24 protein-coding genes are annotated in these 25,338 nt (G+C 68.8%); 11 read left to right on the top strand and 13 right to left on the bottom strand.

Translation table 11 applies throughout. The features are described 5' to 3' along the window. Nucleotides 1–47: 47 nt before the first annotated feature. Together CVV72_RS07645 and CVV72_RS07640 are read right to left on the bottom strand one after the other, a co-directional pair. Nucleotides 48–887, bottom strand: a complete 840-nt coding sequence (locus CVV72_RS07645; protein WP_219151702.1) for an undecaprenyl-diphosphate phosphatase — start codon at nt 885–887, stop codon at nt 48–50. Then, the gene (locus tag CVV72_RS07640) at nt 887–1,933 is read right to left on the bottom strand and encodes an LLM class F420-dependent oxidoreductase (RefSeq protein ID WP_219151701.1); all 1,047 of its coding nucleotides are present in this window, start codon (nt 1,931–1,933) and stop codon (nt 887–889) included. Before CVV72_RS07640 ends, CVV72_RS07645 begins: the two co-directional genes overlap by 1 nt. A 137-nt stretch (nt 1,934–2,070) precedes the next feature. On the opposite strand from CVV72_RS07640, the gene CVV72_RS07635 reads away from it, so the two are divergent. The 3 genes from CVV72_RS07635 (at nt 2,071) to CVV72_RS07625 (ending at nt 4,381) form a co-directional block, all read left to right on the top strand. Continuing rightward, entirely contained in the window at nt 2,071–3,036 is a 966-nt protein-coding gene (locus tag CVV72_RS07635) for an aldo/keto reductase (RefSeq protein WP_219151700.1), read from the top strand. A gap of 113 nt (nt 3,037–3,149) precedes the next feature. Then, nucleotides 3,150–4,163, top strand: coding sequence for a YncE family protein (locus tag CVV72_RS07630; protein ID WP_219151699.1), 1,014 nt, complete (start codon nt 3,150–3,152; stop codon nt 4,161–4,163). Continuing rightward, entirely contained in the window at nt 4,160–4,381 is a 222-nt protein-coding gene (locus CVV72_RS07625; RefSeq protein WP_016334446.1) for a DUF5703 family protein, read from the top strand. The genes CVV72_RS07630 and CVV72_RS07625 overlap by 4 nt, the downstream gene beginning before the upstream one ends. A gap of 103 nt (nt 4,382–4,484) precedes the next feature. Here CVV72_RS07625 and CVV72_RS07620 read toward each other — a convergent pair whose 3' ends face one another. From CVV72_RS07620 to CVV72_RS07595, 6 genes are all read right to left on the bottom strand, one after another. Further along, nucleotides 4,485–5,228, bottom strand: a complete 744-nt coding sequence (locus CVV72_RS07620) for an SRPBCC domain-containing protein (protein ID WP_219151698.1) — start codon at nt 5,226–5,228, stop codon at nt 4,485–4,487. Next, entirely contained in the window at nt 5,229–5,825 is a 597-nt protein-coding gene (locus CVV72_RS07615; RefSeq protein ID WP_219151697.1) for a helix-turn-helix domain-containing protein, read from the bottom strand. A 40-nt stretch (nt 5,826–5,865) separates the two neighbouring features. Then, on the bottom strand, nt 5,866–6,747 hold the full coding sequence (locus CVV72_RS07610) for an alpha/beta fold hydrolase (protein ID WP_219151696.1): 882 nt from the start codon (nt 6,745–6,747) through the stop codon (nt 5,866–5,868). Further along, entirely contained in the window at nt 6,747–8,069 is a 1,323-nt protein-coding gene (locus CVV72_RS07605) for a M20/M25/M40 family metallo-hydrolase (protein WP_219151695.1), read from the bottom strand. The genes CVV72_RS07610 and CVV72_RS07605 overlap by 1 nt, the downstream gene beginning before the upstream one ends. A gap of 169 nt (nt 8,070–8,238) precedes the next feature. Next, on the bottom strand, nt 8,239–9,717 hold the full coding sequence (locus tag CVV72_RS07600) for an FAD-binding oxidoreductase (protein ID WP_219151694.1): 1,479 nt from the start codon (nt 9,715–9,717) through the stop codon (nt 8,239–8,241). Between the two features lie 111 nt (nt 9,718–9,828). Beyond that, nucleotides 9,829–11,937 (bottom strand): acyltransferase family protein, encoded by a 2,109-nt coding sequence (locus CVV72_RS07595; protein ID WP_219151693.1) that lies wholly within the window; start codon nt 11,935–11,937, stop codon nt 9,829–9,831. Nucleotides 11,938–12,166: 229 nt separating this feature from the next. On the opposite strand from CVV72_RS07595, the gene CVV72_RS07590 reads away from it, so the two are divergent. Then, nucleotides 12,167–12,394, top strand: a complete 228-nt coding sequence (locus CVV72_RS07590; RefSeq protein WP_219151692.1) for a hypothetical protein — start codon at nt 12,167–12,169, stop codon at nt 12,392–12,394. A 68-nt stretch (nt 12,395–12,462) separates the two neighbouring features. Here CVV72_RS07590 and CVV72_RS07585 read toward each other — a convergent pair whose 3' ends face one another. Continuing rightward, the gene (locus CVV72_RS07585; protein ID WP_219151691.1) at nt 12,463–12,957 is read right to left on the bottom strand and encodes a hypothetical protein; all 495 of its coding nucleotides are present in this window, start codon (nt 12,955–12,957) and stop codon (nt 12,463–12,465) included. A 16-nt stretch (nt 12,958–12,973) separates the two neighbouring features. After that, on the bottom strand, nt 12,974–13,456 hold the full coding sequence (locus tag CVV72_RS07580; protein ID WP_034318595.1) for a hypothetical protein: 483 nt from the start codon (nt 13,454–13,456) through the stop codon (nt 12,974–12,976). An 873-nt stretch (nt 13,457–14,329) separates the two neighbouring features. On the opposite strand from CVV72_RS07580, the gene CVV72_RS07575 reads away from it, so the two are divergent. The 6 genes from CVV72_RS07575 to CVV72_RS07550 all read left to right on the top strand — a co-directional run bounded on the left by CVV72_RS07575 (nt 14,330) and on the right by CVV72_RS07550 (nt 21,884). After that, nucleotides 14,330–17,209: a type 2 lanthipeptide synthetase LanM family protein gene (locus tag CVV72_RS07575; protein ID WP_255632572.1), complete on the top strand. Its 2,880-nt coding sequence runs from the start codon at nt 14,330–14,332 to the stop codon at nt 17,207–17,209. A 13-nt stretch (nt 17,210–17,222) separates the two neighbouring features. After that, entirely contained in the window at nt 17,223–17,417 is a 195-nt protein-coding gene (locus CVV72_RS07570; RefSeq protein ID WP_034318598.1) for a hypothetical protein, read from the top strand. 92 nt (nt 17,418–17,509) lie between these two features. Continuing rightward, a complete protein-coding gene (locus CVV72_RS07565) occupies nt 17,510–20,398 on the top strand; it encodes a helix-turn-helix transcriptional regulator (protein WP_219151689.1) in 2,889 nt (962 codons plus the stop codon). Between the two features lie 3 nt (nt 20,399–20,401). Next, the gene (locus CVV72_RS07560) at nt 20,402–20,641 is read left to right on the top strand and encodes a glutaredoxin domain-containing protein (RefSeq protein WP_125677434.1); all 240 of its coding nucleotides are present in this window, start codon (nt 20,402–20,404) and stop codon (nt 20,639–20,641) included. After that, complete coding sequence (locus CVV72_RS07555) at nt 20,638–20,850, top strand: ferrous iron transport protein A (RefSeq protein ID WP_219151688.1); 213 nt, start codon at nt 20,638–20,640, stop codon at nt 20,848–20,850. Before CVV72_RS07560 ends, CVV72_RS07555 begins: the two co-directional genes overlap by 4 nt. Before the next feature lie 59 nt (nt 20,851–20,909). Beyond that, nucleotides 20,910–21,884: a YihY/virulence factor BrkB family protein gene (locus CVV72_RS07550; protein WP_255632571.1), complete on the top strand. Its 975-nt coding sequence runs from the start codon at nt 20,910–20,912 to the stop codon at nt 21,882–21,884. 226 nt (nt 21,885–22,110) lie between these two features. Here the strand turns inward: CVV72_RS07550 and CVV72_RS07545 are convergent, their stop codons facing one another. The 3 genes from CVV72_RS07545 to CVV72_RS07535 form a co-directional block, all read right to left on the bottom strand. After that, nucleotides 22,111–22,653, bottom strand: a complete 543-nt coding sequence (locus tag CVV72_RS07545; protein ID WP_219151687.1) for a hypothetical protein — start codon at nt 22,651–22,653, stop codon at nt 22,111–22,113. A gap of 431 nt (nt 22,654–23,084) precedes the next feature. Continuing rightward, the gene (locus tag CVV72_RS07540) at nt 23,085–23,966 is read right to left on the bottom strand and encodes a manganese catalase family protein (RefSeq protein WP_219151686.1); all 882 of its coding nucleotides are present in this window, start codon (nt 23,964–23,966) and stop codon (nt 23,085–23,087) included. 34 nt (nt 23,967–24,000) lie between these two features. Then, on the bottom strand, nt 24,001–24,456 hold the full coding sequence (locus tag CVV72_RS07535) for a DUF4383 domain-containing protein (RefSeq protein WP_219151685.1): 456 nt from the start codon (nt 24,454–24,456) through the stop codon (nt 24,001–24,003). Between the two features lie 186 nt (nt 24,457–24,642). Between CVV72_RS07535 and CVV72_RS07530 the strand changes: the two genes are divergently transcribed. Further along, on the top strand, nt 24,643–25,323 hold the full coding sequence (locus CVV72_RS07530; RefSeq protein WP_219151684.1) for a hypothetical protein: 681 nt from the start codon (nt 24,643–24,645) through the stop codon (nt 25,321–25,323). Nucleotides 25,324–25,338 lie beyond the last annotated feature (15 nt).

Below are 25,338 nucleotides of genomic sequence, written 5' to 3'. Positions count from 1 at the left end.
TCGTTGCGTGTGCATCTACCGCAAGCAGGTGCCGAATTGCGTGGGGGTTACAGGTGCGGACCCGCGCCGGGGTCCAGGACACCGGTGAAGATCAGCACGAACAGCAGGACCCCGAGCACGAGCCGGTAGATCACGAACGGCACGAAGCTCTTGGTCTTGATGTAGGACATCAGCCAGGCGATGACGGCGTACCCGACACCGAACGCGACCAGCGTCGCCAGGATCGTCGGCCCCCACTGCGCCGGGGCGCCGTCCTTGCCGATGTCGGTCAGCTTGTACAGCCCCGACCCGAACACCGCCGGCAGCGCCAGGAGGAACGAGTACTCCGCCGCCTCCGCGCGGGTGTAGCCGAGCAGCAGCCCGGCGCTGGTCGTGCCACCCGAGCGGGAGACACCCGGGATCAGCGCCAGCGCCTGGGCGAACCCGAAACCGAGGCCGTGGGGCACGGTCAGGTGGTCGAGGGTGCGCTGCTGCTTCCCGATGCGGTCGGCCACCAGGAGGATCAGGCCGAAAACGATCAGTGTGGTCGCGGTGATCCGCAGGTCACGGAAGGTTTCGTCGATGGCGTCCTGCAGCAGCAGGCCCAGCACCACGATCGGCAGCGAGCCGACGATGATCAGCCAGCCCAGCCGGGCGTCGGGGTCCTGGCGCCAGTCCTTCTTGTAGATGGAGAAGAACCAGGCGCGGAGGATCTTCCCGATCTTGGCCGAGAAGTACAGGATGACCGCGAGTTCGGTACCGATCTGAGTCACCGCGGTGAACGCGGCGCCGGGGTCGTCCCAACCGGCGAGTGCCGCGGTGATCCGCAGGTGCGCGCTGGAGGAGATCGGCAGGAACTCCGTCAGGCCCTGGACGAGACCGAGGACCAGCGCTTCGAACCAGCCCATCAGGCGACACCGGCCGTTTCGATCGCCTCGGCCGCGATCTCGAGGGCGCGTGCGGAACCCTCCTGGTCCGGCATGGCGGGTGCGACGGTCAGCGTCGTGGCGCCGGCCTCGGCGAAGGCCTGCATCCGTTCGGCGATGCGCTCCTTCGGGCCCAGCAGCGACGTCGCGTCGATGAACTCCAGCGGCACGGCCGCCATGGCGCCCTCGTAGTCCCTGCCCAGGTACTTCTGCTGGACGTCGGCCGCTTCGCGCTCGAAGCCCATCCGGCAGGCGAGCTGGTTGTAGAAGTTCTTCTCCCGGCTGCCCATCCCGCCGATGTACAGCGCCGCGTACCCGCGGACGGCGTCGGCGCAGGCCTTCCAGTCTTCGCCGACCACGAGCGGGACGGACGGGACGACGTCGAAGCCGTCGAGCGAACGCCCGGCCTGCTCCGCCCCGGCCTTGATGAGCTTCAGCTGCTCACCGGCGTGTTCTGGCGAGAAGAACACCGGCAGCCAGCCGTTCGCGATCTCGCCGGTCAGTTCGAGGTTCTTCGGGCCGATGGCGGCCAGGTACACGGGGATCTCTTCGCGGACGGGGTGCACGGTCAAGGTCAGCGCCTTGCCGGGCCCGCCGGGCAGGGGCAGCTGGAAGTGGTCGCCGTCGTACCGGACCCGCTCACGGCCCAACGCCTTGCGGACGATCTCGACGTACTCGCGGGTGCGGCCGAGCGGTGACGCGAACTTCACGCCGTGCCAGCCCTCGGAGACCTGCGGACCGGAAACACCCAGGCCGAGGCGGAACCGGCCGCCCGAAAGCGTGTCCAGGGTCGCGGCGGTCATCGCGGTCATCGCCGGCGTCCGCGCGGGGATCTGGAGCACCGCGCTGCCCACATCGATCCTTGAGGTCTGCGCCGCCACCCACGAGAGCACTGTCGGCGCGTCCGACCCGTAGGCCTCCGCGGCCCACACGACCGCGTAGTCCAGTTCGTCCGCCTTCTTCGCCAATGCCAGGTTGGCCGCGTCGTTCCCCGCGCCCCAATAGCCCAAGTTCAGTCCGAGTCGCACGGCGTGAATGTATCCATCGGAGTGTCACTCCTCCGTTCAGGGTGTTGACACGGCGATGACCCGCACGGTGGTACTCGATCACGACACGCTCACCTGCTCCGCGACCCGCACTTGCCTTCCGGCTAGGCTCGCCCGTCGTGGAAAAGCGACAGCTCGGCCGGTCGGGACTTCGGGTCTCGCGGATGGCCCTCGGGACCATGACGTGGGGTGGCGACACCGACTCGGAGGAGGCGGCCAGCCAGCTGGTCGCGTTCGTCGACGCCGGGGGCACCCTGGTCGACACCGCCGACATCTACGGCGAGGGCGAGAGCGAACGCGTCCTCGGGGCGCTGCTCGGCGACCTCGTCCCCCGGGACGACATCGTGCTCGCGACCAAGGCCGTCGCCCGCCGCACCGACGGCCCGTTCGGTGGCGGTGCCTCGCGTGGCGCGCTCTTGAGCGCGCTGGACGGCTCCCTGCGACGGCTCGGCACCGACCACATCGACCTGTGGCAGCTGCACGCGTGGGACACCACCGTGCCGGTCGACGAGACCCTCGCCGCCCTCGAGTACGCCGTGACCAGTGGCAAGGTCCGCTACGTCGGGGTCTCCAACTACTCGGGCTGGCAGCTGGCGACCGCCGCGGCCCGCAGTTCCGCCGTCGCTCCGCTGGTCTCGACGCAGGTCGAGTACTCGCTGCTGGAACGCGGCGTCGATCGCGAGGTCGTCCCGGCCGCGGAGCATCACGGCATCGGGCTCCTGCCGTGGGCACCGCTCGGCCGGGGCGTGCTCACCGGCAAGTACCGCAGCGGGACACCCGCCGATTCGCGTGGCGCTTCGAGTGTTTTCGCCGGCTATGTCGAACATCACCGGACCGATCGCGCGGCCCGGATCGTGCAGGCGGTCGCGACGGCCGCGGACGGCCTCGGGACGTCGCCGCTGGCCGTCGCGCTGGCCTGGGTCCGAGACCGGCCCGGAGTGGTCGCGCCCGTGGTCGGAGCCCGTGACACGGGTCAGCTGACCGGTTCGCTCACGGCCGAGGAGATCACGCTCCCGCCCGCCATCCGTTCGGCGCTCGACGACGTCAGCGCGATCGAGGTCGGATACCCGGAACGCGGCCTGTGAGCCGTCTCGAATACTGGATCAGGTGACTGTTGGGTGACGCGGACGTGACGTGGTGGAGTTCCTGGAGGATGCTGGACAGGTCCGTACAACGAGTAGCAGGTGGAGGCACCAAGGTGGGTCGGCTGTCCGCCGTTTCCCGGATCGCGATCCCGCTCGCCGGTGTCCTGGTGCTCTCGTCCTGCAGTACGGACGACACACCGAACGACACCTTGCAGATCGTGCAGAACCCCGTCGCGGCGACCGCGGCGGTCTCCCCCGCGGTGACGGTCAAACCCGCGGGGTCGGTGTTCGCGACGCCGGGTGTGAAAGCGCTGGTGACCGACGAGGCGAGCAAGACGCTGGTCGTCGCGGTTTCGGAGCCGCCTTCGCTGCGTATCTACGATCTCGCCGCCCTCGACGCCCCCAAGACGACCGTGGCGTTGCCCGGTCCCGCCGAGCGGCTCACCGTCTCCCGTTCCCAGGTGCTCGCCAGCGTCCCCGGCAAGAGCCTGCTGGCGAAGGTCTCGCTGCCCGGCGGCGCGCTGGAGACGGTCCCCGTCGCGGGACAGCCCTCCGCCGGCCTCGCCGACGGTGACGCGACGCTGGTCTCGGTGCGGGACCGCAAGGCCGTGGAGGTGCTGTCGAAGAACGCGGGACCGAGGACCATCACCGGCCAGATCTACAGCGCCGACGACGTGCTGAACACCGGTGACGGCGTGGTCGTGCTCGACAAGCTCCGCACCGCCCTGTTCGCCGTCGACCTCGCCGAAGGAAAGATCGGCGAGGGCCTCCGGGCGGGCGACGGCGCGGCCAACGCCGTCACCGACGATCTCGGACGCGTCTTCGTCACCGACGCGCGGGCGGGCGCGCTGCTGGCTTTCTCCACGACGCCGTTGCTGCTGCGCCAGCGCTATCCCGTTCCCGGCGGGGTGTACGGCATCGCCTACGACCGCACCCGTGGCCTCGCCTGGGTCACGCTCACCGAACGCAACGAGGTCGTCGGTTTCGACGTCCGCGGCGGAGAACCGATCGAGAAGCACCGGTTCCCGACCGTGCGGCAGCCAGATTCGGTCACCGTCGACGAGCAGAGCGGCCGCGTGGTCGTCGGCTCGGCCATCGGAGAAGGGATCCAGGTGATCACGCCATGACAGTGGTGGACGAGGCGGTGGTCGAAGGGGATTGGGAGTACCGGCGGTTGCAGCTTCCGCCCGGTGTTTCCCGGCGTGCGGCGGCGACACAGCTGTCGATCCACGCCGAGTTCGCCGGCTGGGAACTCTCGACCGTCCGGCTCTACTCCGATGGGACCAGGAGGGTGTGGTTGCGCCGCAAGCGCACCGCCACTCCCCTGCCCGGCCTCATCACTTGATGCTCATAGGAGCGGGTCCGCGCGCGCGGGTCGTGAGTGATAAGGCGCGTTAGAACGACACTTACCACTCACGACGCGCCAGGTGCGACGACGAGCCCTTTCGTCACTTGAACACCCGGCCGAGCCACTCGGCCCAGAGCGCGTCCTGTTCCGCGGAGCCGACATCGCCGAACAGGTGATGCATCGCGCATATCGGCCCGGTGAAGCCGCGGACGAACCTCAGTAGCGCGTCCGGCGTCCGGATCCCGACCGTCTGGGCGTTCGCGAAATAGACCTCGCCGTCCACAGTGGACAGCGGTCCGGTTGACAGGCGGACCCGGTCCCCCGCTTGCGGCCGCCCGGCGAGGCCGAGTTCCCGGCCGAGCGTCAGCCACGCACTGTCCCAGTCCTCGATCATCGGCCCGAACACCGTCACCGGCACAGCTTTCCGGCCGGCGAACCGGTTGAGGTACTCGACGAGGGTGCGGAGGAACAGCTCGCCGCCCGCGGTCATCGCCTCGAACTCGTCTTCCCAGTCGTCGCCGGGCAGGAAGCCGCTCGTCACGGTCCGCAGCACGGTACTGCCACCAGAGCGGCCCTCGATGAGGAACTCGTAGGCGACGAAGCGCCCGTCCGGCGCGGGTTCCGTGCCGTAGACGAGCCGTTCCAGCGGGTCCCACGACGTGATCGCCGAGGTGGGTTCGAAGCCGCCGAAAGCGGTCTTCACCGTGCCACCGACACCTCCGTCGACCTCGTTGCGCCCCATGAACCAGGACGTGATCCCCGGCCCGGTCGCGATGGCGTCCCAGACCTGTTCCGGGGTCGCGTCGACCTCGACGCGGTCGGTGATCTCGAATTCGTGGCCCATTCAGCGCTCCTCGGGCTCGGTGCGGACGCTCGGGTGGACGGCGACGACGATCCGGTGATCTCGGCCCTGTTCGGCGCCTTCGTCGTGGTACTTGCTCACCAGGTTCGTGATCGCGACGGTCAGCTCTTCGGCGAACGCGGCCCGGTCCACCGCGGAGGAGAACCGCACCTCGCCGTCGATCGCGAAGGTCGCGACCCGTTTGCGCGCCTTGGTCGCTCCGGTGATCAGGAGGCCGACGTCGCGCACTAGCCTGCCCGCCACGGCGAGCAGCCAGCGTGCGGACAGGCGGTCCGGCGACTGGGCGGGATCGGGCTGCACGGCCGAGAGCGCCGTCGGCGAGATGACGTACGACGACGCCGTCGCGCGCATCATGCGCTCGGTGACGTTGCCCTTCCGCCGTTCCTCGACGAGCTCGACCAGTCCGTGCTTCTCCAGCGCGCGAAGGTGGTAGTTCACCTTCTGTCTCGGCAGGTCCACCCGCGCGGCCAGCATCGTGGCCGACGCCGGTTCGGCGAGTTCGGCGAGCAGCCTGGCCCGGACCGGATCCAGCGACACTTCGGCCGCTTCCGCGTCCTCGATCACCGCAACGGAGAACATGGCGAAACGGTGTCACCGAAAACAGATTTTGTCAAGAAAGTCAGGATTGTCGGCGAGCCTGGTTCGCCAGGGCCAGAAGGCGGGGAATCACCTGCGGGGCCGCCTCGAGGGGCACGACATGCCCGACGCCGGGCAGCACCACAGCCGTGCCGTTCTCCACCGCGCCCGCCAGCTCCTCGACGTCCGCCGTCGGCACGAGCTTGTCGCGCTCCCCCACGATCGCCGTCACTGGCACCGCCCCGACCTGCGACAACGCCGACTCCCGCGTGTAGGCGTCCAGCGCGGGGCGGAACGCGGACACCGTCTGCGGCCAGTTGCCGCGGATCATCCGCACGGTCAGCTCGACGTCGGCGGGCACCGGGTCGTCGCCGAACAGCCACCACCGCAGCCCGGCGGTCACCGCCTTGCTCGTATGCTCCCGCACCAGGCCGATCAGCCTCGTCCCGAAGACGATCTCCAGGTCCCGCCCGAGTTTCCCGAGCGCGTTCGGCCAGATCGCGTCCGGCGTGACGCCGCCCGCCGACATGGCGAGCAACCCGAGTCCCGCCACCCGCGCCGCGAAGACGTCCGGATGGCGCTGGGCGAGCGACAGGATCGCGAGCCCGCCCATGTCATGGCCGACCAGGACCACCTTGCCGTCGGGGACCACCTTGTCCAGGACCTCGGCCAGATCGTCGGCGAGTTTCCCCATGGTCGCCGACGAGGCCCGGACCTCACCGGATTCACCGTGGCCACGCTGGTCGTAGGCCACTACCGCCAGCGGTTCCTCCGGGGACGCCTCGGCCAGCACTGGCGCGATGGCACGCCAGCTTCGCCTGTCGAGGGCGTACCCGTGCAGGAGGACCACGGTCACCGGCGCCGACGGATCACCCCAGCGGTCGAAGTGCAGGGGTGTGCCGTCGGCGGCCAGCAGACCGGGCATCAGGCAGAGCGGAGGAAGCGGTCGAGCACCCGCACGCCGAACTTCAGCGCGTCGACCGGGACCCGCTCGTCGACCCCGTGGAACAGCGCGGAGAAGTCGAGGTCCGCGGGCAGTTTCAGCGGGGCGAACCCGAAGTTGCGGATCCCGAGCGACTGGAACGACTTCGCGTCGGTGCCGCCGGAAAGCATGTACGGGAGCGTGCGGGCGCCCGGGTCCTCGGCGAGGACCGCGTTGGTCATCGCGTCGACCAGTGCGCCGTCGAAGGTCGTCTCGACCGGCGGCAGCTCCATCCACTCCTTCTCGATGTCCGGGCCGAGGATCTCCTCCAGTTCGGCGTTGAACGCTTCGAGCCTGCCGGGAAGGATCCGGCAGTCCACCGAAGCCTCCGCGACGGACGGGATGACGTTCGACTTGTAGCCCGCGGTGAGCATCGTCGGGTTCGCCGTGTCGCGCAGCGTCGCGCCGATCATCCGGGAGATGTTGCCGAGTTTCGCGACGGAACCCTCGATGTCGTCCTCGGGGAAGTCCCAGCCGGTGATCTCGGTGACGCCGTCCAGGAACTCGCGGACGGAGTCGGTCATCACCAGCGGGAAGCGGTGGTTGCCGAGCCTGGCGACGGCCTCGGAGAGCTTGGTGACGGCGTTGTCGCGGTGGATCATCGAGCCGTGACCGGCGGTGCCGCGCACCCGCAGCTTCATCCAGCGGATGCCCTTTTCGGCCGTCTCGATGAGGTACGCGCGGACGTTGTCCTTCAGCGTGATCGAGAAGCCGCCGACCTCGCTGATCGCCTCGGTGACACCCTCGAACAGCTCGGGACGGTTCTCGACCAGCCACTGCGCGCCGTACTTGCCGCCCGCCTCTTCGTCGGCGAGGAACGCGAACACCAGGTCGCGCGGCGGGACGATGCCGTTGATCTTGTAATGGCGGGCCAGCGCGAGCGCCATGCCGCACATGTCCTTCATGTCGACCGCGCCGCGACCCCAGACGTAGTCGTCCTGGATCGCGCCGGAGAACGGGTGCACCGACCACTCCGAGGCGTCGGCGGGAACGGCGTCGAGATGACCGTGGATCAGGAGCGCGCCGCGCGACGGGTCCGCGCCCGCCAGCCGGACGATCACGTTGTGGCGGTCCTTGCCGCCGGACTCGACGTAGGTGATCTCGTAGCCCGCGTCGGTGAGCTTCTCGGCGACGTACTCCGCCGCGGCGCGTTCACCGACCAGCGTGTCCGGGTCACCCGTGTTGGTGGTGTCGATGCGGATCAGTTCACTGGTGAGGGTGACTGCCTCTTCGGCGGCTGCTTCGATCAAATTCGGTTCGGTCACCAGGCATTCCTACCATTGGCGGAGCCTGCCGACCCGCTGCCACCGCGTGGTGGACGGGGTGTGAAGACCCACTTCCCCGTCATCTGTCGTAACTGGGCGGCCACTCGAAGGCATCCTCTCGAGGAACGAGCGCCTCCAGGAACGCACGACAGCTCCCCCTGACGCCGGACTACACGTCGTCGGCGTGCGCGGGCCTCGGTTTGATGTTGTGGTTGCCCGCGAAGACGTTCTCCGGGTCCCAACGGCGCTTGGTTTCGATCAGGCGCTCGGTGTTGACGGGTGCGTAGACGCGGTGCGTGAACGGATCGTCGACCTGGTCACGGAAGTTGCCGTAGCTGCCGCGGCCGGCGCTGATGGCCGACCACTGCTCCTCGATCCGCACGATGTCCTGCGGTCCTGAACCTGGTGGCAGGATGCCGGTGAAGATGACCAGGGCCTCCGTATCGCGCCAGCCGAACGCTGTCGCCGTGGGGGGCACCCGGTTGACGGCTCCGATCATGCTGCGAATGCTCAGGATCGAACCCGGCGCCTGCACGATCAACTCGGCGAGGCTCGCGATCACTCCGTCGTCGAGAACGACGAACGCGTTGTGCTCGTCAGACACGACATCGTCGATGTACGCGTCCGGCTCGGGCGCGTCGACCGAGACGCTTTCCAGGATGTCCTCCAAGGCATCGGGCTCGCCGCCGTCTTCGAGCACCGACACGTAGGGGCGAAAGTCGAAGCTGGTGTGGAGGATTCCGGGGAGTTCCAGCAGCGGGGCGATCGCCGCCCGAGCCTCGTCCTCGTCGTCGCCACCCCAGAGGACGAAGAACTGGCAGTTCGCCGGGGACCGCTCCTCGGGGGGCATGACGAAGACGGTGGAGTTCAACCGCTCATCGGCTGTGTGCAGAACGTCGCGCCATCGGCCGAGCAGCTCGGCCATCCCCGTGGCGGTGGACGGCTTGGCCGTCGTGATCGTGCCGTAGCGGACGGTGCCGGGCAGAGGATGGGCCTGGAACGTGAACCGGGTGACGATCCCGAAGTTGCCACCGCCACCGCGGATCGCCCAGAAGAGATCGGCGTGGTGCTCGGCATCGATGGCGAGAACCTGGCCGGACGCGGTGACGATCTCGGCGGCGACCAGGTTGTCCAAGGCCAGGCCGTGGCGGCGCACGAGCCATCCGACGCCACCGGTGAGCGTGAGTCCACCGACCCCCACCGAGCTGGTGTCCCCAGAACTCAGGGCCAGCCCGTGCGGCCGTAGCGCGTGGGCGACCTGTCCCCAGACCGCGCCACCGCCGACCTCCACCTGGCCGTCGTCGTGGACCCGTACCTCGTCGAGCGCACTGAGCAGGATCAGCAAATCGCCATCGCCGACAGCGAAGGGTCCGTGCCCACCGCCGCGCACGGACACCGGCAGGCCATGCTCGGTGGCAAAGCTGACCGCTCGGCCGACATCACCCGCCGTGGCAGGGCGCACGATCACAGCCGGCGTGGCAACGACCACGTCCTCTGCGACGATCTGGTCGAAGCCGGGGTCCGCGGACACGAGAACGTCCCCCGTGCTCTTGCTCCGCCACGCGGCCAGCTCGGCCGGCGCGAGGGAGGCAGAACGGTTCTTCGTCATGGCGATCGCCCTTTCTGGCTCCGCACGGAGCGCGCGCAAGGTCCATCAGCCAGCCCGAGCATACATTGTAAACAAGCACGTGTCGCGTTACCGTCGGTGATGGTGGTCAGCTTTCGCTGCAGCGCCCACCGGATCCCAGGGCTCGCGACCTCATACCAGGCCGAGTCCCGCGGTCAGGGGCCCGTAGAGCGTCCGCACGTACGAGTCCGTGAGGTGATTGTCCCGGTACACCACGACGTTACCGACGACAGCCGGGCACACGTCGCCGACACAGAGCCAGGGCGTCAGGTCGACGACCGTCGTGCGTGGCACGCGTTCGGCGGCCTCCACCAACGGATCCTTGTCCTGGCCGAACGCGTCACCAAGGGCCGTGTCGCATTCCGCGTGCCGGCCGGGATTGCTTTCCAGGCAGCGCGGGGTGTTCTTGGCCGGCCGGGGCACATCGCGGATCACGCCGGTCCGGATACCAGCGTCCGAGATACGCCGCAACATCGTCTCGTAACCGTCCACGGTCTGCGCACGCGATTCCCAACGCCATTTCAGGTCCTTGTCATAGGACTCAGGGGACATCGCGGAGGTCACCACGAGTTCCGGCTTCATGGCGAGGATTCCGGCGAGTTCGAGTTCGTTCTGGTCGGAGCAGACGGTGAGACCGGCCGGTGCGACGGCGGTGAAGGGGCAGCCGTTGCGCAGCATCATCTTCACCCGCCACTCCGGATGCTCGCGCACGAACCGCGCGAAAACGGTACTGAACATCGCCGCGTGCGAGTCACCGACCAGCACGATCGTCTTCGGCGCGGTCGCCGCGCCGTAGATGCACTTGTCACCGGTGGGCGGCCAGTTCTCGATGTCGTACACGGTGCAGTTGACGGACAGGTCCCTCAGCGGCCAGTCCTGCGTCGCCACTGCCGGGTCAGGAGTCAGCGGGACACCGTCCGGTGTCGCCCTCGGGTTGTCCTTGTCGAGCGCGAGAGCGCCCGGGTGGCCTTCATCGAGTCTGGCGGCCGACGCGAGGCGCTCGAGCTCCGCCGAGGCGTACTGCCACGGTACCGTCGCGGCGACCGCCGTGACCGCGACCAAGGCCGCTCCGAGCAGGTATGCGCTGCGGAGCCGGGGTGTGCGGCGGCGGAAAGGCGTGGTCCTCCCGCCGCGGAAGGCGTCTTCGACCAGGTGTTTGCTCACCATGGCCAGCGCCAGACTGAGCACGAAGACACCCACCGCCTGCCGCCGCGTCAGTTCCGTGCTGCCCGCGAGCTGCAGGACCACCACGATCACCGGCCAGTGCCAGAGGTACAGGCTGTAGGAGATGTCGCCGAGATAGCGCAGCGGCGGGAGCCCCAGCACGACCGAGACTTCCGGGCGCGCCACTCGCTGGTCCGCGGCGACGGTGCCGGCCAGCAACAAGCCGATGGTGCCCAGCGTCGGCAGGAGGGCGAGGTAGCCGGGAAACGCCATCGCGGTGGTCAGCAGGAACGAACCGAGCAGGACCGCGACCATCCCGCCCCAGCCGAAGAGCAGCCGGACCCCGCTCTTGAGCCGGACGCGATGCACGGTCATCGCGGCGAGGCCGCCGAGCCCGAGTTCCCACATCCGGGTGGGCGTCACGAAATAGGCGCGGCCATGGTCGAGCTCGCTGTAAACCACCGAGAACACGAAAGACGCGGCGGTGACGAGGGCGACGGCGATGACGGCCTGACGGGCGGCCTTCGGCCCGGCGCGGTGGGCCAGGCGAGCGCAGACGAGCAGGACCAGGGGGATGAAAAGGTAGAACTGCTCTTCGACGCTGAGCGACCAGAAATGCTGGACCGGTGACGCGGCGGCGGTGGCGTGGGCGTAGTCGGCGGACTGGGCGGCCAGCGCCCAGTTCTGGACGTTCAGCGCGGAGGTCAGGACGTCGCTCATGACGGCAGGCCAGCGTGAGATCGGCAGGATCAGCCAGGTCACGAACACGGTGCTCAGCAAGACGACCGACGCGGCGGGCAAGAGGCGCCGGATGCGGCGAGCGTAGAACTCGCGCAGGCGGATGGTGCCGGTGCGGCGCAGTTCACCGGCGAGGGTGCCGATGATCAGGTAGCCGGAGATGACGAAGAAGACGTCGACGCCGACGAAGCCGCCAGGCAACCATTCCGGGCGGAGGTGGTAGACGATCACCAGACCGACCGCCAGCGCACGCAACCCCTGGATGTCCCGACGCTGGCCACGTGGCCCGGCCGGCGCCGCTCCCCGCGGAACCGCCTGTTCGACCTGCGCGAGCGTCACCGCACCCTCCTGCCCCATCGCTTCGGCCGCGCGGGACGGAGGCGGCCACTCGGCCAAGAGCGTAGATCACCCGATCGACCACCTGTCTTCACCCTCCCGAGTGCAGTGGGTCACCGTTGGCGACACGGGGCGTGGAGATGAACTCGGCCGTTCGGCTGACAAGCGCGTCCGATTCATGATTGTTTGTGCACGCACGTGTTCCAAGAAGAGAACTGGGGCTTCACAAGTGATGAAGAAGATCGCGGCGACCGCCGCTGTCCTTGGCGCGATGGCGTCGACGATCGCGTTCGCGCAGCCTGCCGGCGCGGGTGTCGATCCGAGGTACTACTACGAGTCCAGCTGGTCGACGGAAGGCGACTGCCGGCTCAACGGCCACTCCGGCCAGCAGAGTGGCCGCTGGTCGGCCTACTTCTGCTCCGCGTCGACCTGGTCGTGGGACCTCTACATCAAGCGGTAGCCGATGAAGCCGGGCTCCGGCGGCGCGCATTCGCGCCGCCGGAGCCCGGGTGCGAAACCGAAGCGCGGTCAGTTCACCGTCACGGTCGCGGCCACCGGCGGCTGCTCGTCCGCGGGCAAGGCGCACCACCAGTAGGTGAGCGGCTTGCCGAAGCGGTGGAGCCCGAGGGTGACGGTGCCGGGAGTCGAGAAGGTGACCTGCTGGGTGCCCTCGACGCTGAAGTGACCACCGGTCGGGATCGTGGCCGGGTTGTTCAGCACGTCGATCTTGACCTCGCCGGTGCCCGCCCCTCCCTGTCGCAGGAAGCCGACCAACCGGGCCGACCCCGCCGACAACTCCGAATTCGGCCATGGCTCTACGCCGTCGACCTTGACGAAGACCGGCACAGGCACCCCGCTCGTCGCGGTCGCCGGCGCGGTGATCGTCACGTTCACCGTTCTCGGACCGCTGTATGGGCGGCAGGTCTGGGTCACGGTACCGGCGGAGGCGGTACCCGCCGTCACGCTCAAGCCGAACCCGGTGGCCACCGCGATGGCGACGGCCGCGATCTTTCGACGGAACATGGGGAGTCCTTTCCACTCAAGGCTGCACGGTCACGGTCTCGGCCACGGGCGGATCGGCCTGCCCGCAGTTGTAGTACGGAGGAACGCCGTATCCGTTCGAGGCGAGGGTGCCCGTTCCCGTACTGGTGAAAGTGACTTTCGCCGTCCCCTGCATGATCCACGGATCGCCCGGCTCGAGGACGGTCGGCGAGCTCAGGTAGAAGTTGACAGTGCCGCTGCCGGCGCCGCCCAAGACGAGCCGGCCTGAGGTATAGGGCCTACCTGAACCCGGCCCCGGATAAGGCTGGACGTTTTCGACCTTGACGGAAACGGCAGCCTCCACGTTCTTTTTCACGGTGGCGGGCGCGGTGACAGTCACGTGCACGGTCTGGCTGGCAAGCCTCGGATGACAGGCGAAGGTCTGGGTGACGGTGCCGGCCGCGGCCGAATCCGCCGCCACGGTCAGCCCGAACGCTGTCGCCAGCGCGACGGAGACGGTCGCGATTGTTCGACGAAACACGGGAAAACCCCATTTCCGGTGAGTGCGTGAACGATCACCGTCCCGCAATCGGCCGGAGCGAAGCGTCTTCCTTCGTGCTATCGGACGTGGGGTGGCGTCACCCGTATCGGTGATTCTCGCCGACTTACCATTCGTGGCGTGTGGATCACCGATTCGTGTCACGCGCCCCCCGCTTGCCGTAGCGGAGGCTTAGATTCCACATCGGCCAACCTGGAGCTGGCTACGCACAGTGTCATCGCCCGCGAGGCCCGCCCTGGCGCAAAACACGAAAGACTTACGTGTTTATCGTAGGAAGATTCACGACCCGCCGAGGGCCCAGGAAATCGTTTTTTGACAGCGTGCCAACGTGGTGCAAATCTTCGATCGCTCCTCGCGAGAGCACAACCGAACACGAAATCCGATACAAGGAGCCCCTCAATGCAGATGTTCACCCAGCACGTGCACCACGGCCACGACCTGATCTCGGGTCTGCTCGCGCACCTGGCCCACGTGCTCGGATGGCTGGTCTGACGCTCTAAGCACAGGGTTGACGGGGGCCAATCTGTTGGCGCGGGTCGGCCCCTCGTGTTTGCGACCCGGTAAAGGGACACGACCGTGTCTCTTTACCGGGTTCCGGTTTTTAACCACTGAAAAGGAAAGTGCGTCAATTCTCAAGGGTTCCGGGCGGACGCGGGCCGGACCCCCAGTAACCGGCCCGCGCCCGAGTTCCGCGCCACCCGACCATGGTGCGGCCGGGACCGGTCCCCGCGCATGGGTGCCTGGACCCCATATTCCGCTGAAGACTCCCTCGTCCGTCACTCTCCGGACATCTTCGTGCGTGCGCTGAATGTGGGGGTTCGGCCCCCATGTGCCGGGCCCGGCCGAACTGAAACCATGACCGCCGTGACGCCCCCAGCATCGGCGACGTCCCTGCCGCCGAGGTGGTGGGTACACGGCCAGACCCCGCGCGAACGGACAGCGGACAAGCCCGCATGGGCGGACTTCGCCGAACGCACCATCACCGCGCTTCTGCCGGAGCGTCCCCCAGTCGGTGACTGGCGTGTCGAGTTCGCCGGGGTCTTCAGGTCGTTCGTCCACGCCGCTTCGCGTGAAGCGGTCCCGGACGATCTCCCCCGCGCCGATGCGGAGGCCCTCCGCCGGGGGTTCGCGGCCCAACTCGACCGCCATCTGCTCACCCTCGCGGTCCGCACCTTGGTCCTCGAACTCCACCGCGACCGCAAGGCCGGAAACCTCCGGGGCGAGACGCCCGAAGAGCGCTTCTCCGATTTCGTGCGACGGCTAGCCACTCCGGCCGGGCTCGTCCGGTTGTTCGGCGAGTACCCGGTACTGGCCCGCCTCGTCGCCCAGGCGTGCCTGCACGCCGCCGAAGCCAACGCCGAAACGCTGGCCCGGTTCTCGGCCGACGCCGCCTTACTGCCCTGCTCGGTCGTCGACGGCGAACTCGGCACACTCGTCGAGGTCGCGGGCGGGATCGGTGACTCGCACGCACGCGGGCGCTCGGTCAAACTGCTCCGGTTCTCCAGCGGTGCCAAGGTGATCTACAAACCCCGGCCGCTGATCCTGCACGAACGGTTCACCGACGTCGTCGAGCACCTGAACAAACGGCTGCCCGGGCTCGAACTCCGGACCGCGGACGCGTTGCCGCGTGAGGGCTATGGCTGGCTCCGGTTCGTCGAGCACCGGCCGTGCGCCGACATCGGCGACGTCGACCGCTTCTACCGGCGGCAAGGCATCCTCCTGGCGCTCCTGTACGCGCTCGACGCCACCGACGTCCACTACGAGAACATCATCGCCTGCGGCGACCAGCCGGTGCTGATCGACATCGAGACGCTGTTCCAGCCGTCGCCACCCGATCCGCCGGAGGGCGACCCCGCCGCCGCGATGCTGGCACGATCGGTGCAGCGCACGCTGCTGCTCCCCCAGCTCTTCGCTGGGGAACACGGCGCCGTCGACATCTCCGGCCTCGCCGGCCGCGGCGGCAAGCTGCCCACCGACCGCATCGAGTGGGCCGATCCGGGTACCGACCGCATGCGGCTGGTGCGGGTGCCCGGCGAACTCGCGGGCGGGAACAACCTGCCGCGTCTCGACGGCCGCGACATCCCGCCCACCGAGCACAGTGCCGCGCTGCTGGCCGGATTCCGGCTCGGCTACGACGCGATCTCGACCGGCAGGGACGAACTCGCCGAGCACCTCCGGCGCTGCGCCGAGGATCCCATCCGGGTGCTGATCCGGCCGACGAACTTCTACTTCCGGCTGCTGGACGAGACCACCCATCCCGACCTGCTTCGCGACGCCGCCGACCGCGACCGCGCGTTCGACCTGCTCGAACAGGATTCCGCCGACGAGGAGAAGCTGCTCCGCCTCGTGCCCCACGAGCGGGACGACCTCTGGGCGGGCGACGTGCCGATGTTCACCTCGCACCCCGGCTCGACGTCGCTGCTGGATTCACGGGGCGAGAGCGTCGACGGAGTGGTCGACCGGCCGTCGCTGGCGACCGTGCAGGCGAAGCTCGCCGACATGGATCCGCTCGACCAACGCGACCAGGAATGGCTGATTTCGGCCACGCTCGCCATCAGCACGGTGACCGCGGGCCACCACGGCGGCTCCGAGACCGCGGAGACGGCGGCACCGAACCAGGCACCCGACCCGGAACGACTGCTGGTCACCGCTTGCGGCATCGCCGACCAGATCGTCGCCAACGCCTTCTCCGACGAACACCGCTCCAACTGGCTCGGGATCGAACTCGTCGACGACCGCTACTGGACCGTGCTGCCGATGGGCGCCGGGCTCGGGGAGGGCTACTGCGGTGTCGCGCTGTTCCTCGCCCAGCTCGCCGAACTGACCGGGATCGCGCGATACCGCGACCTGGCCGCGTACGCGATCAGCCCGCTCCCCGGCCTCTTCACCACTCTCCGCGCCGACCGTGAGCTGGCCGCCACCGCCGGCTGCGGCGGCCTTCTCGGGCTCGGCGGCGTCGCGTACACGATCGCGCGGCTCAGCACGCTGGTCGGCCTTCCCGCCGGCGATCTCATCGAGCAGGCCGTCGACCTCATGCCGGACGCGACTCCCGAAACGCCCTCCGGGTTCACGACGGGGCTGGCGGGCGGTGTCGCGTCGATGCGGTCGGTGTATGTCCAAACAGGACTGGACTCGGCACTGGCACGGGCGGACCGGTACGCCGGAGAACTGCTCGGCCGCGAACGTCCGCGAGAAAGATCGTTCGCCCGCGGTTCGGCCGGGATCGACTGGGTACTGCGGGCACACGACCGTTCCGGCGAAGAACCGCCCGGAAAGGCGGACGATCGGGCGGAAAGCACCGTCGGCTGGTGCGACGGTCTCGCGGGCGACGCGCTCGGCCTTGCCGCTCACCTGCCCGATCCCGCGTATGCCAGGGACCTCGCCAGGACGATCAAACGGCTGGCCGACGGGGCACCGCTGAAGGATCTCAGCCTCTGCCACGGCGAGTCCGGAGTACTGGAAGTGTTGTGCGTGCTGGCGGAGAACGGGCACACTGGCGCCGCCGCCGCGGTACGCCGCCGGACCGGTCATCTGCTCGCCGCCATCGACCAGCGCGGTGCCCGCTGCGGGACTCCCGGCGCGGTCCCGTCCCCCGGGCTGCTGAGCGGCCTGGCGGGAATCGGCTACGGCCTGCTGCGGCTGGGATTCGGTGACCGGGTCCCCTCCGCGCTCCTGCTCCGCCCCGACCGGCCGCATCCCGCGGCCACCGTTGTTCCGCCGGTAAATCGAGTATGAGGAGAAAAACCGCATGTACGAAAGAGATCTGCCCGCCACCGAGGACGTCCTCGGCGCCGTGAACCTGCCGCGCGCCCTCGAGGTCGGCTCGCGCAACCACGCGCTGGCGGGCGGCAAGCCGCGGCTGAGCGCCAACCCGCTCGCCACCCTGTCCACGGACCCCGGTTCGCCGTCCGTCGTCAGCGTCTTCACCGGCGGCTGGATCTGAGCGGAGAAGCTCACGAAGGCGGGTTCGCGCCGCCCGCCTTCGTGATCATTTATTGGCCGTGACGGAGGAATCCGCTCGCTATAGTCACGGCGGTGGGAATCCGTTCGTCGCGGGTGATCGGCCGCGACGCCGAACTGGCCGAGCTTTCCGAAGCTCTCGACCGCGCCGTCGCGGGCCGCGGCGGCGCGATCTTTCTCGTGGGCGAAGGCGGCATCGGCAAATCGCGGCTCGCCGTCGAGGCCGCCTCACGAGCGGTCGCCGCCGACATCCCGGTGTTGCAGGGGCGGGCCAGTTCGATCGGCCCGCTCGTCCCGTTCCGGCCGCTGGCCCAGGCACTGTGGTCGCATTTCCGCGGCGGCGGCCCGCCGGCCGCGGCCGAACTGGACCCGTTCATCCCCGTGCTCGCCCAGCTCATCCCCGACTGGGGCCGGGGCGACCGGCCGCGGGATTCGGGTTCCCTGATGGTGCTCGCCGAAGCGGTGTTCCGGCTGCTGGCCGTCACCGGCCGCGACCGCGGCGCGCTCCTCGTCCTCGACGATCTCCAGGACGCCGACGCGGAAACCCTGTTCATTCTCGAATACCTCGTCGACAACCTGTCCGCGGCGCAAGCCCTGTTCGTCGGCACGCTCCGCAACGAACCCTCCGACGCCCTGCGCCTGGCGACCTCCGGTGCGCAGCGGATGAGCTGCGCCGTCGTCGAACTGAGCAGGCTCGGCCTCTCGGACACCCGCGCCCTCGCCGCCGCCTGCCTCGAGACCGAGCCGGGACGGCTTCCGTCGGCCGCGGCGGAACTGTTGTGGCGCAACAGCGCTGGCCTTCCGTTCATCGTCGAGGAACTGCTCCACGGCATGGTGAACGACGGACTGCTGGTCGAGGGCCGCGACGGCTGGCGCGTCATCGGCGAGCTCCGCGCCCGCGTTCCCGCCGCACTGGTGACCAGTATCGGCGTCCGGATGGAGCAACTCGGCGAGCAGGCGGGTGAACTACTGTCGGTCGCGGCGATCATCGGCCGCCGCTTCCCGCTGACGGTGGTCCAGGCGGTCACCGGAACCAACGACCGGACCCTGCACAACCACCTGAGCGCCGCGGTCTCGGCGAACCTGGTGACCACCGACGAGACGACGCCCGGCTGGTACGCCTTTCGTCATCCGCTGACCGCGGAAGCGCTGCTGGCGCGCCAGTCGCCGGCACGGAAGGCGACGCTCGCCCGTCAGGCCGCCGACGCCGTCGAAAAGCTGTACCCGGGGCTGCCGGGCGACCTGTGCGCGCTCGTCGCGTCGCTCCGGCTGACCGCGCTGGACGAACAGGCGGCAGGCCACCTGTTCGCGGAAACCGGTCGCCGTGCCCTCGACGCCGGCGCCGCCGACTCCGCGGTCACGATGCTCACCAAGGCCGTCGACCTGCTCGGCGGGGCCGACGCGGGTGATCGGGCCGAGGTGCTGGAGACGCTGGTGCTCGCGCTCGGGCAGACCGGTCAGTTCGACCGCGCCGTCGAGCTCTCCGCCGCGTTCGGGGAGATCGGCACCCTCGAACGGGCCGCGAAACTGCATACCCAGCTGGCCTGGGCCGCTTACATCGCCGGACGGCACGACGAATGCCTCGGCCAGATCGAACGCGCCCGCGCTCCCCTCGGTTCGGCGATCTCACCGGCTCAGCAGGCCGCGCTCGACGCCGTCGAAGCGAACCTCTGGCTGGACGTTCCCGGCCGGGCGGGCACGGCGGAACGGCTCGCGCGCCAGGCCTGGGAAGTGGCCGAGGCGACCGAGCAGCCGTTCGTCGTCTGCCAGGCGCTGCAGGTGCTCGGCATGCTCGCACTGTCGCGGGACCTCACCGAATCCGAGCACTACATGCAGCTCGCTCGGCGGACCGCCGAGGACAACCATCTCCACCACCTGCGCACCCAGGCGCTGGTCCGGCTGGGCGGGCATCGCGTGCTGATGAACGGCGACGAGCAGACCCTGCTGCTCGCCCGCGCGGACGCTCAGCGCACCGGGTCGATTACCCTGCACTGCGCGGTCGATTCCGTGCGCACCATGCACGCGATCCTGCGCTGCGAATTCGGCACCGCGCACGCGTTGCTGGCCGAGAACCTCGCCGTGCTGGGCAGGCTCCGGTTGACCGCGTTGCTGCAATACGCCCATATGACGAGGGCGATGTCCGCCGGGCACCGGGCGGACCGCCCGGCGATGGAGCAGGCACTCGACGACTTCCGGGACAGCGGCGGCGAGAACGCGCAGGAGATGGTGCTCAGCATCGGGCTGGCGCGGGTCTTCTGTTCGCTGCTCGAGGAGGACTTCGACCGGGCCCGCCGCGAACTCGGCCAGGTCGTCGAGCTGGAGGACCGGCGGCCGAGCCGGTTCCACCTCGCCGGCCAGCACGGGCTCCGGACACTCGTCGACACGCTCGGGGGCGTGCCCTGTCCGGAGGACGGCTCCGCCGTGAGCGGGATGCGCTGGAACCGGCAGTTCGTCGAATTCGCGCACGCGGTCGAGCACGGCAGGCGAGGTGACGCGGCGGCGGCCGCACAGGCGGTGGCCTCGGCGCTGGAGACGTCGGCGCCCTATCCCCTGGCCCGCCATCTCGGGCTCCGGCTGATCGCCGAACCGGCCGCCGCCGACGGCTGGGGTGATCCGGCGGGCTGGCTCAAAGAGGCCGAAGAGTACTTCCATCGCAGGGACATCCCGGCGGTCGCGGCCGCCTGCCGGAGCCTCCTGCGCAAACTCGGCGCACCCGTCCGGCAACGCCGCTCCGGCGTCGACCGGGTACCGGGTGACCTGCGGGCTTCGGGCGTCACCGTGCGCGAGTACGAGGTCCTGGTGCTGCTCGCCGAGCGGATGGGCAACAAGGACATCGGCGCCCGCCTGCACATCTCGCCGCGGACGGTCGAGAAGCATGTCGCGAGCCTGCTCGCCAAGACCGGCCTCGCCGACCGGGCAGCCCTCGCCGAACACGCCGGCGGACCGCGACCTGGCATGCTGTGATCCATGAGCGACCTCACCGTGTACGGCGCCGGTTGGTGCCCCGACGTCAAACGCAGCCGCGCCCTCCTGGACTCGAAGGGCATCGAGTACGACTACATCGACGTCGAAGCGGATTCCGGCGCCGAGGAGACCGTTCGGGCGCTGCAGAACGGTGAGCGACGCATCCCGACCATCGTCTGGCCGGACGGCACCCACCTGGTCGAGCCGAGCGACGACGAGCTCACCGCGCACCTGAACCGATGACCCTTCCGGAGGTGCCCCTCGGCACCAGAGTCGTCGTCCGGTACCGGATCGAGGGCGGGTTCACCGACGCGCTCGGCTACCTCCGCTCCCGTGATGACACCGACTGCACGGTCGAAACCAAACGCGGGCTCGCGACGATCCGGCTGGCGGACATCGTGCTGGCGAAGACGGTCCCGCCGCCACCGCCGCCACGATCCCGCCCGGCCTGACCACCCGTTTCGCCCCGGCGACACCGGGTAAGCCAAGGAATCCCCAGCAGGAGGTTCCCTTGGCTGCCATAGCGAAAGACCCGGACGGTCCCACCGAATTGTCCCGACGATCGTGGTGGGCGGTGCTCAAACGGACGTTCGTCCAGTTCAACCGCGACAACATGCTGGACTGGGCGGCGGCGCTCACCTACTACGGCGTGCTTTCCCTCTTCCCCGGTTTGCTTGTACTGACCGCGATCCTCGGGCTCCTCGGTCCGTCGGCGACCCAGGCACTCGTCGAGAATGTCAGCCGGATAGCACCAGGTCAGGGCCGGGACATCCTGGTCGGCGCCATCGAAGAGCTGTCCAAGACCGGCGGGCTGGCCGGAACGGCGGCGATCCTCGGCACCGCGGGCGCGTTGTGGTCCGCGTCCGGCTACATCGGCGCGTTCATGCGGGCGTCCAACGTCATCTACTCGATGCCCGAAGGCCGCCCGATCTGGAAGACCGTGCCGTTGCGGATCGGGCTCACCATCGCCGTGCTGGTCGTGCTCGCCCTGTGTGCCGCCGGGGTGGTGGCGACCGGCGGGATCGCCCGCTACCTCGGCGACCTGATCGGCCTCGGCTCGACCGGTGTCCTCGTCTGGGACATCGCGAAATGGCCGGTGATCGCGTTGCTGGCGGGGCTGGCGGTCGCGATGCTCTACTGGGTGAGCCCCAACGTGCGGCAGCCGAAATTCCGCTGGCTGACCCCGGGCGGCCTCGTGGCCGTGCTGCTCTGGGCCGCGGCCACGGCTGGGTTCGCCTTCTACGTCGGCAACTTCGGCTCGTACAACAAGGTCTACGGTTCGCTCGCCGGTGTCATCGTGTTCCTGATCTGGATGTGGATCTCGAACATCGCCGTCCTCCTCGGCGCCGAACTGGACGCCGAACTCGCGCGTGGCAAGGAGATCGCATCCGGCTCCCCGGCCGACGACGAACCCTTCCTCCCCCCGCGTGACACCAAGGCGATGGACGACGACGAAGCGGCCGCGGTCGCCGAAGCCGACGACTGACCCGCCGCCGGCGTTCGTCCGTGAAGGCCTCCTTCCCTACTTGCAGGGTGCACCTCCCCGGGTTTGATGGAGGCTCCTCGTGTGAGTGAGGATGTACTGAGCTGCGGGAACGTGCTGTTGCGTTGGTGTTCGAACAGATCGGGCAGTCGACACCCCTACCGGCGACGGACGGCGGGCGGAATGGGCCCTGAACTGAGGAGATGGAGCAAGCCCGCCGGCCCGTTCATCAAGGGCCGCTTTCCGGACGGGGCTTGGGAGGGCTGAGCCGGATCATCCCGTTGTAGGGATTTTCGCCCGGGATTTTGTCGATGGCGGGTGTGGAGTCAGGCATCGCGCGGGGGCACGGATCCGCCTTGCCAGGGAGAGGCGCGCCGAAGTGGTCGCGGTTCGTGTCGAAGTCCGAAGGTAGCGTCGCAGATGCCGATCCATCGATCTCGTGTGGCAAGACGCGGTAGGTCTTCAGCAGATTCACATGCTTGTCTCTTTTGTCCGCCAGAGCATCCTTCCGGAGACCGATGAGGGCCATCAGAACGCCGGTGACCACCAACACACCGAGAAGCACCGGCACCGACAGGTAGCCTTCGTCGTCCTCGGACAACACCCCGGCCGCGACCAGGCCCACCGAAATCGAGGGCATCATCATGCTGTCCCAGAACGCATACTTCCGTCGGAAGTACTCGACGGCGCGCTGATGCTCCGCCTTCGCCTCGGCAGGCAGCGGGTATTTGTAGGGGTAGGGTGGCCCCGACGGGTCAGGAAACTCCTCCACGGGGTCAGGCTACGCGTCGGTGACCACCGTGTACGTGAAACGAGTGGAACTAATACCGAGCACGCGTTTAACCGACCGGGGCGGGGCGAGGTCGTGGCGTTTCCTGGCGGCCGGGCCACATGAGCAAGCGGCGTTCCCATTAGCCCCAGTGCGGTGTGTCCTTCTCCGTTTCCTTTCCTGACGTGAGCGCTCCGTGAGAACTGCGTGACGGCGCACTGAATCGGCCATTGTGGCCATGGCCTGGGGAATCACCGGATCCGGTTCCGTGAGTGGTCTGGGGGGCTCGCTCACCCGCCCGGACGAAGAGCGGTGATTCCGACGAGCGCCGGAATCACCGCTTACGACCCGCCTGACCAGCGGTTATGCGGCTTTGCCGTGCCCCTGACTTTCGGGGGCTTCACGGACCTTCCGCGCCGGCTGGCGGCTGAGGTCTAACTCTTGCTCGACTTGGTGGCCTTCTTCTTGGCGTCCTTGACCTTGCCTTTGACCGTCCCGACCGCGTCCTGCAGCGGCGCGTAGGTGCCGTAAAGCGCCGGATCGGGTTTCGGGGCGGTGCCCGGTCCGCCGAGTGCCTCGGGTTCCATGAGGTACTCGATCCCGTCTTCGCCGAAGCTCCAGCCACCCTTCGGACCGTCCGGACCGTCGGACAGGTGCCAAACGGTGTTGTTGTGGTCCTGGTTCTCCTCGTCGAACAACGCCGTCGGCGCGATGTCGCTTTCCAGGCCGTCGGCCTTGAGTTCCTCGATCGCGGCGAGCCACTGCTTCTGGTGCACCGTGTCCCGCGCGAGGTTGAACTGCAACATCGCCTTCACACCGGGGTCGTCGGTCATGTTGTACAACCGGGCCGTCTGCAAGCGGCCCTGCGCCTCCGCCGCCACGTTCGCCCGGAAATCGGCCAGCAGATTGCCCGACGCCACCACGTAGCGGCCGTTCCAGGGATAGCCCTGGCTGTCGCTCGGCGTGGCACCGCCACCGGAGATGATCGCCTGCTGAGGGTCCATCCCGCCGAGGATCGCCGCGGTGGCCGGATCCTTCGCGGCTTCGGCCACCGTGGTGGCGGGTGCCCCTTCGAGGAGCCGGGCGACCATCGTCGCGAGCATTTCCACGTGACCGATCTCCTCGGTCGCCGTGTCCATGATCAAATCCTTGTACTTGCCCTCGATCCGGCAATTCCAGCCCTGGAACAGGTACTGCATGGTGACAGTCATTTCACCGTAGGCACCGCCGATGAGCTCCTGCAGTTTGCGGGCGTACAAGGCATCCGGCTTTTCCGGCTTGGCCTCGAATTGGAGCGATTTGGTATGACGGAACACTGACTACCTCCAGAGATTTCAGGGGAGAAACGGGCTAGCGAGAGTCGGCGATCGGCGCCTTCGAACCGGAGAACGGAATGAGCCCGAGGGCGATCATCCCGACGGCGAGCCCGAGGTGCAGCCAGTTGTCGGCGGTGTTGACCGGCACGAAATTCGCCGCCGACCCGTGGTCGATCAGCAGGCCGTACAGCCAGAGCACGAGGTAGATCACCCCGCCGCCGACGAGGAACGCCTTCGCGCCGGTCACCGTCCGGGCCAGCAGGATGCCCGCGACGCCGAACGCGAGGTGGACGATGTTGTGCAGGATCGACACCTGGAACACGCCCAGCAGCAACGCGCCGGACTCGTGCCCGGCGCCGCTCAGCTGCTCGTAGTTCGTCGTGATGCCGGGGATGAAGCCGAGAATGCCGACGAGCAGGAAGACCGCGCCCACGCCGAGGGCGATGAGCTGGCGCGGAGCCCGCCGAACCGTGGCCGGCGATGCAGTCATTGGTTTCCTCCGATCCAGGTGGAAGGACTGTCGGACGCCCGATGGGCGAACATCACGCGAGTACCCGGGCGAAAGCCGGTCACACCGGGGGAATCGGCGTTTTCGAATTCGTGGGAATTCCCGTGTAACCCGGCGCACCCGGGGTAGCCCCTGCGAAGCACACACGTCACAAGGAGGGTGGAAATCGTGGCCGAGGAGAAGGCACCGCAGGCAGGGCCGGTCGGCAAGCTTTTCCACGCCGGATTTCATGCACTGGCGGCACTTCGTGGTGCGCGGGCATTCCACCCGAACGGCCTACTGTTCAACGGCGAACTTCAGGCTTTGAGGCGTGACGACCTCGCCCTGCCGGAGGAGCCGGTGGCCGTCACCGTGCGGATGTCCAAGGGCGCCGGTCTCCCGGGGCGCGTACCCGACGCGCTGGGCATGGCGGTGCGGATCCCCGCCGTCGGAGGTCATCCGTGGGATCTCACGTTGACCACTTCGGGCACCGGTCTCGCCGGCCGCGTGCTGCCGCGACCGGAGCGCGCCTGGACCAGCGGCCGGTACAGCACGTTGCTGCCCTATCGCACGAAGGGTGGACTGGTCTGGCTGGCCGCCCGCGCGGAGGCGGCCCGGAACGTCGAAGCGTCGCTGGACGGTTTGCGGCGGCTGGTGGCGGAAGGACCGGTGACCTACCTCGTCGAGACCGTCCGCGCGAACGGCCATCGGAAACCTTGCGCGACGCTGACCCTCCACGAAGTCGACGACGACTCCCCTCAGCCCGCCTTCGATCCGATGCTTAATTTGCCACCGGGCTGGGAGCTGCGGCCCCGCTGGCTCACCGGTCTACGCGAGCGGGCCTACGAAGGCAGTCGGAAAGGGCGCTGAGCCCTCCTCAGCCGA

This window comes from Amycolatopsis sp. TNS106, assembly GCF_019330265.1.
Lineage (GTDB): Bacteria > Actinomycetota > Actinomycetes > Mycobacteriales > Pseudonocardiaceae > Amycolatopsis > Amycolatopsis lurida.
Note: the sequence above shows the minus strand (reverse complement) of the source record. Positions and strands in the feature narration are given on the sequence as shown.

Bases quoted from the DNA above. Each gene is read 5' to 3' on its own strand.
- CVV72_RS07645 (WP_219151702.1), bottom strand. From the start codon at position 887: ATGGGCTGGTTCGAAGCGCTGGTCCTCGGTCTCGTCCAGGGCCTGACG.
- CVV72_RS07585 (WP_219151691.1), bottom strand. From the start codon at position 12,957: ATGTTCCGTCGAAAGATCGCGGCCGTCGCCATCGCGGTGGCCACCGGG.
- CVV72_RS07535 (WP_219151685.1), bottom strand. From the start codon at position 24,456: ATGACTGCATCGCCGGCCACGGTTCGGCGGGCTCCGCGCCAGCTCATC.
- CVV72_RS07590 (WP_219151692.1), top strand. From the start codon at position 12,167: ATGAAGAAGATCGCGGCGACCGCCGCTGTCCTTGGCGCGATGGCGTCG.
- CVV72_RS07575 (WP_255632572.1), top strand. From the start codon at position 14,330: ATGACCGCCGTGACGCCCCCAGCATCGGCGACGTCCCTGCCGCCGAGG.
- CVV72_RS07620 (WP_219151698.1), bottom strand. From the start codon at position 5,228: ATGGGCCACGAATTCGAGATCACCGACCGCGTCGAGGTCGACGCGACC.
- CVV72_RS07555 (WP_219151688.1), top strand. From the start codon at position 20,638: ATGACCCTTCCGGAGGTGCCCCTCGGCACCAGAGTCGTCGTCCGGTAC.
- CVV72_RS07610 (WP_219151696.1), bottom strand. From the start codon at position 6,747: ATGCCCGGTCTGCTGGCCGCCGACGGCACACCCCTGCACTTCGACCGC.
- CVV72_RS07560 (WP_125677434.1), top strand. From the start codon at position 20,402: ATGAGCGACCTCACCGTGTACGGCGCCGGTTGGTGCCCCGACGTCAAA.
- CVV72_RS07625 (WP_016334446.1), top strand. From the start codon at position 4,160: ATGACAGTGGTGGACGAGGCGGTGGTCGAAGGGGATTGGGAGTACCGG.
- CVV72_RS07570 (WP_034318598.1), top strand. From the start codon at position 17,223: ATGTACGAAAGAGATCTGCCCGCCACCGAGGACGTCCTCGGCGCCGTG.
- CVV72_RS07615 (WP_219151697.1), bottom strand. From the start codon at position 5,825: ATGTTCTCCGTTGCGGTGATCGAGGACGCGGAAGCGGCCGAAGTGTCG.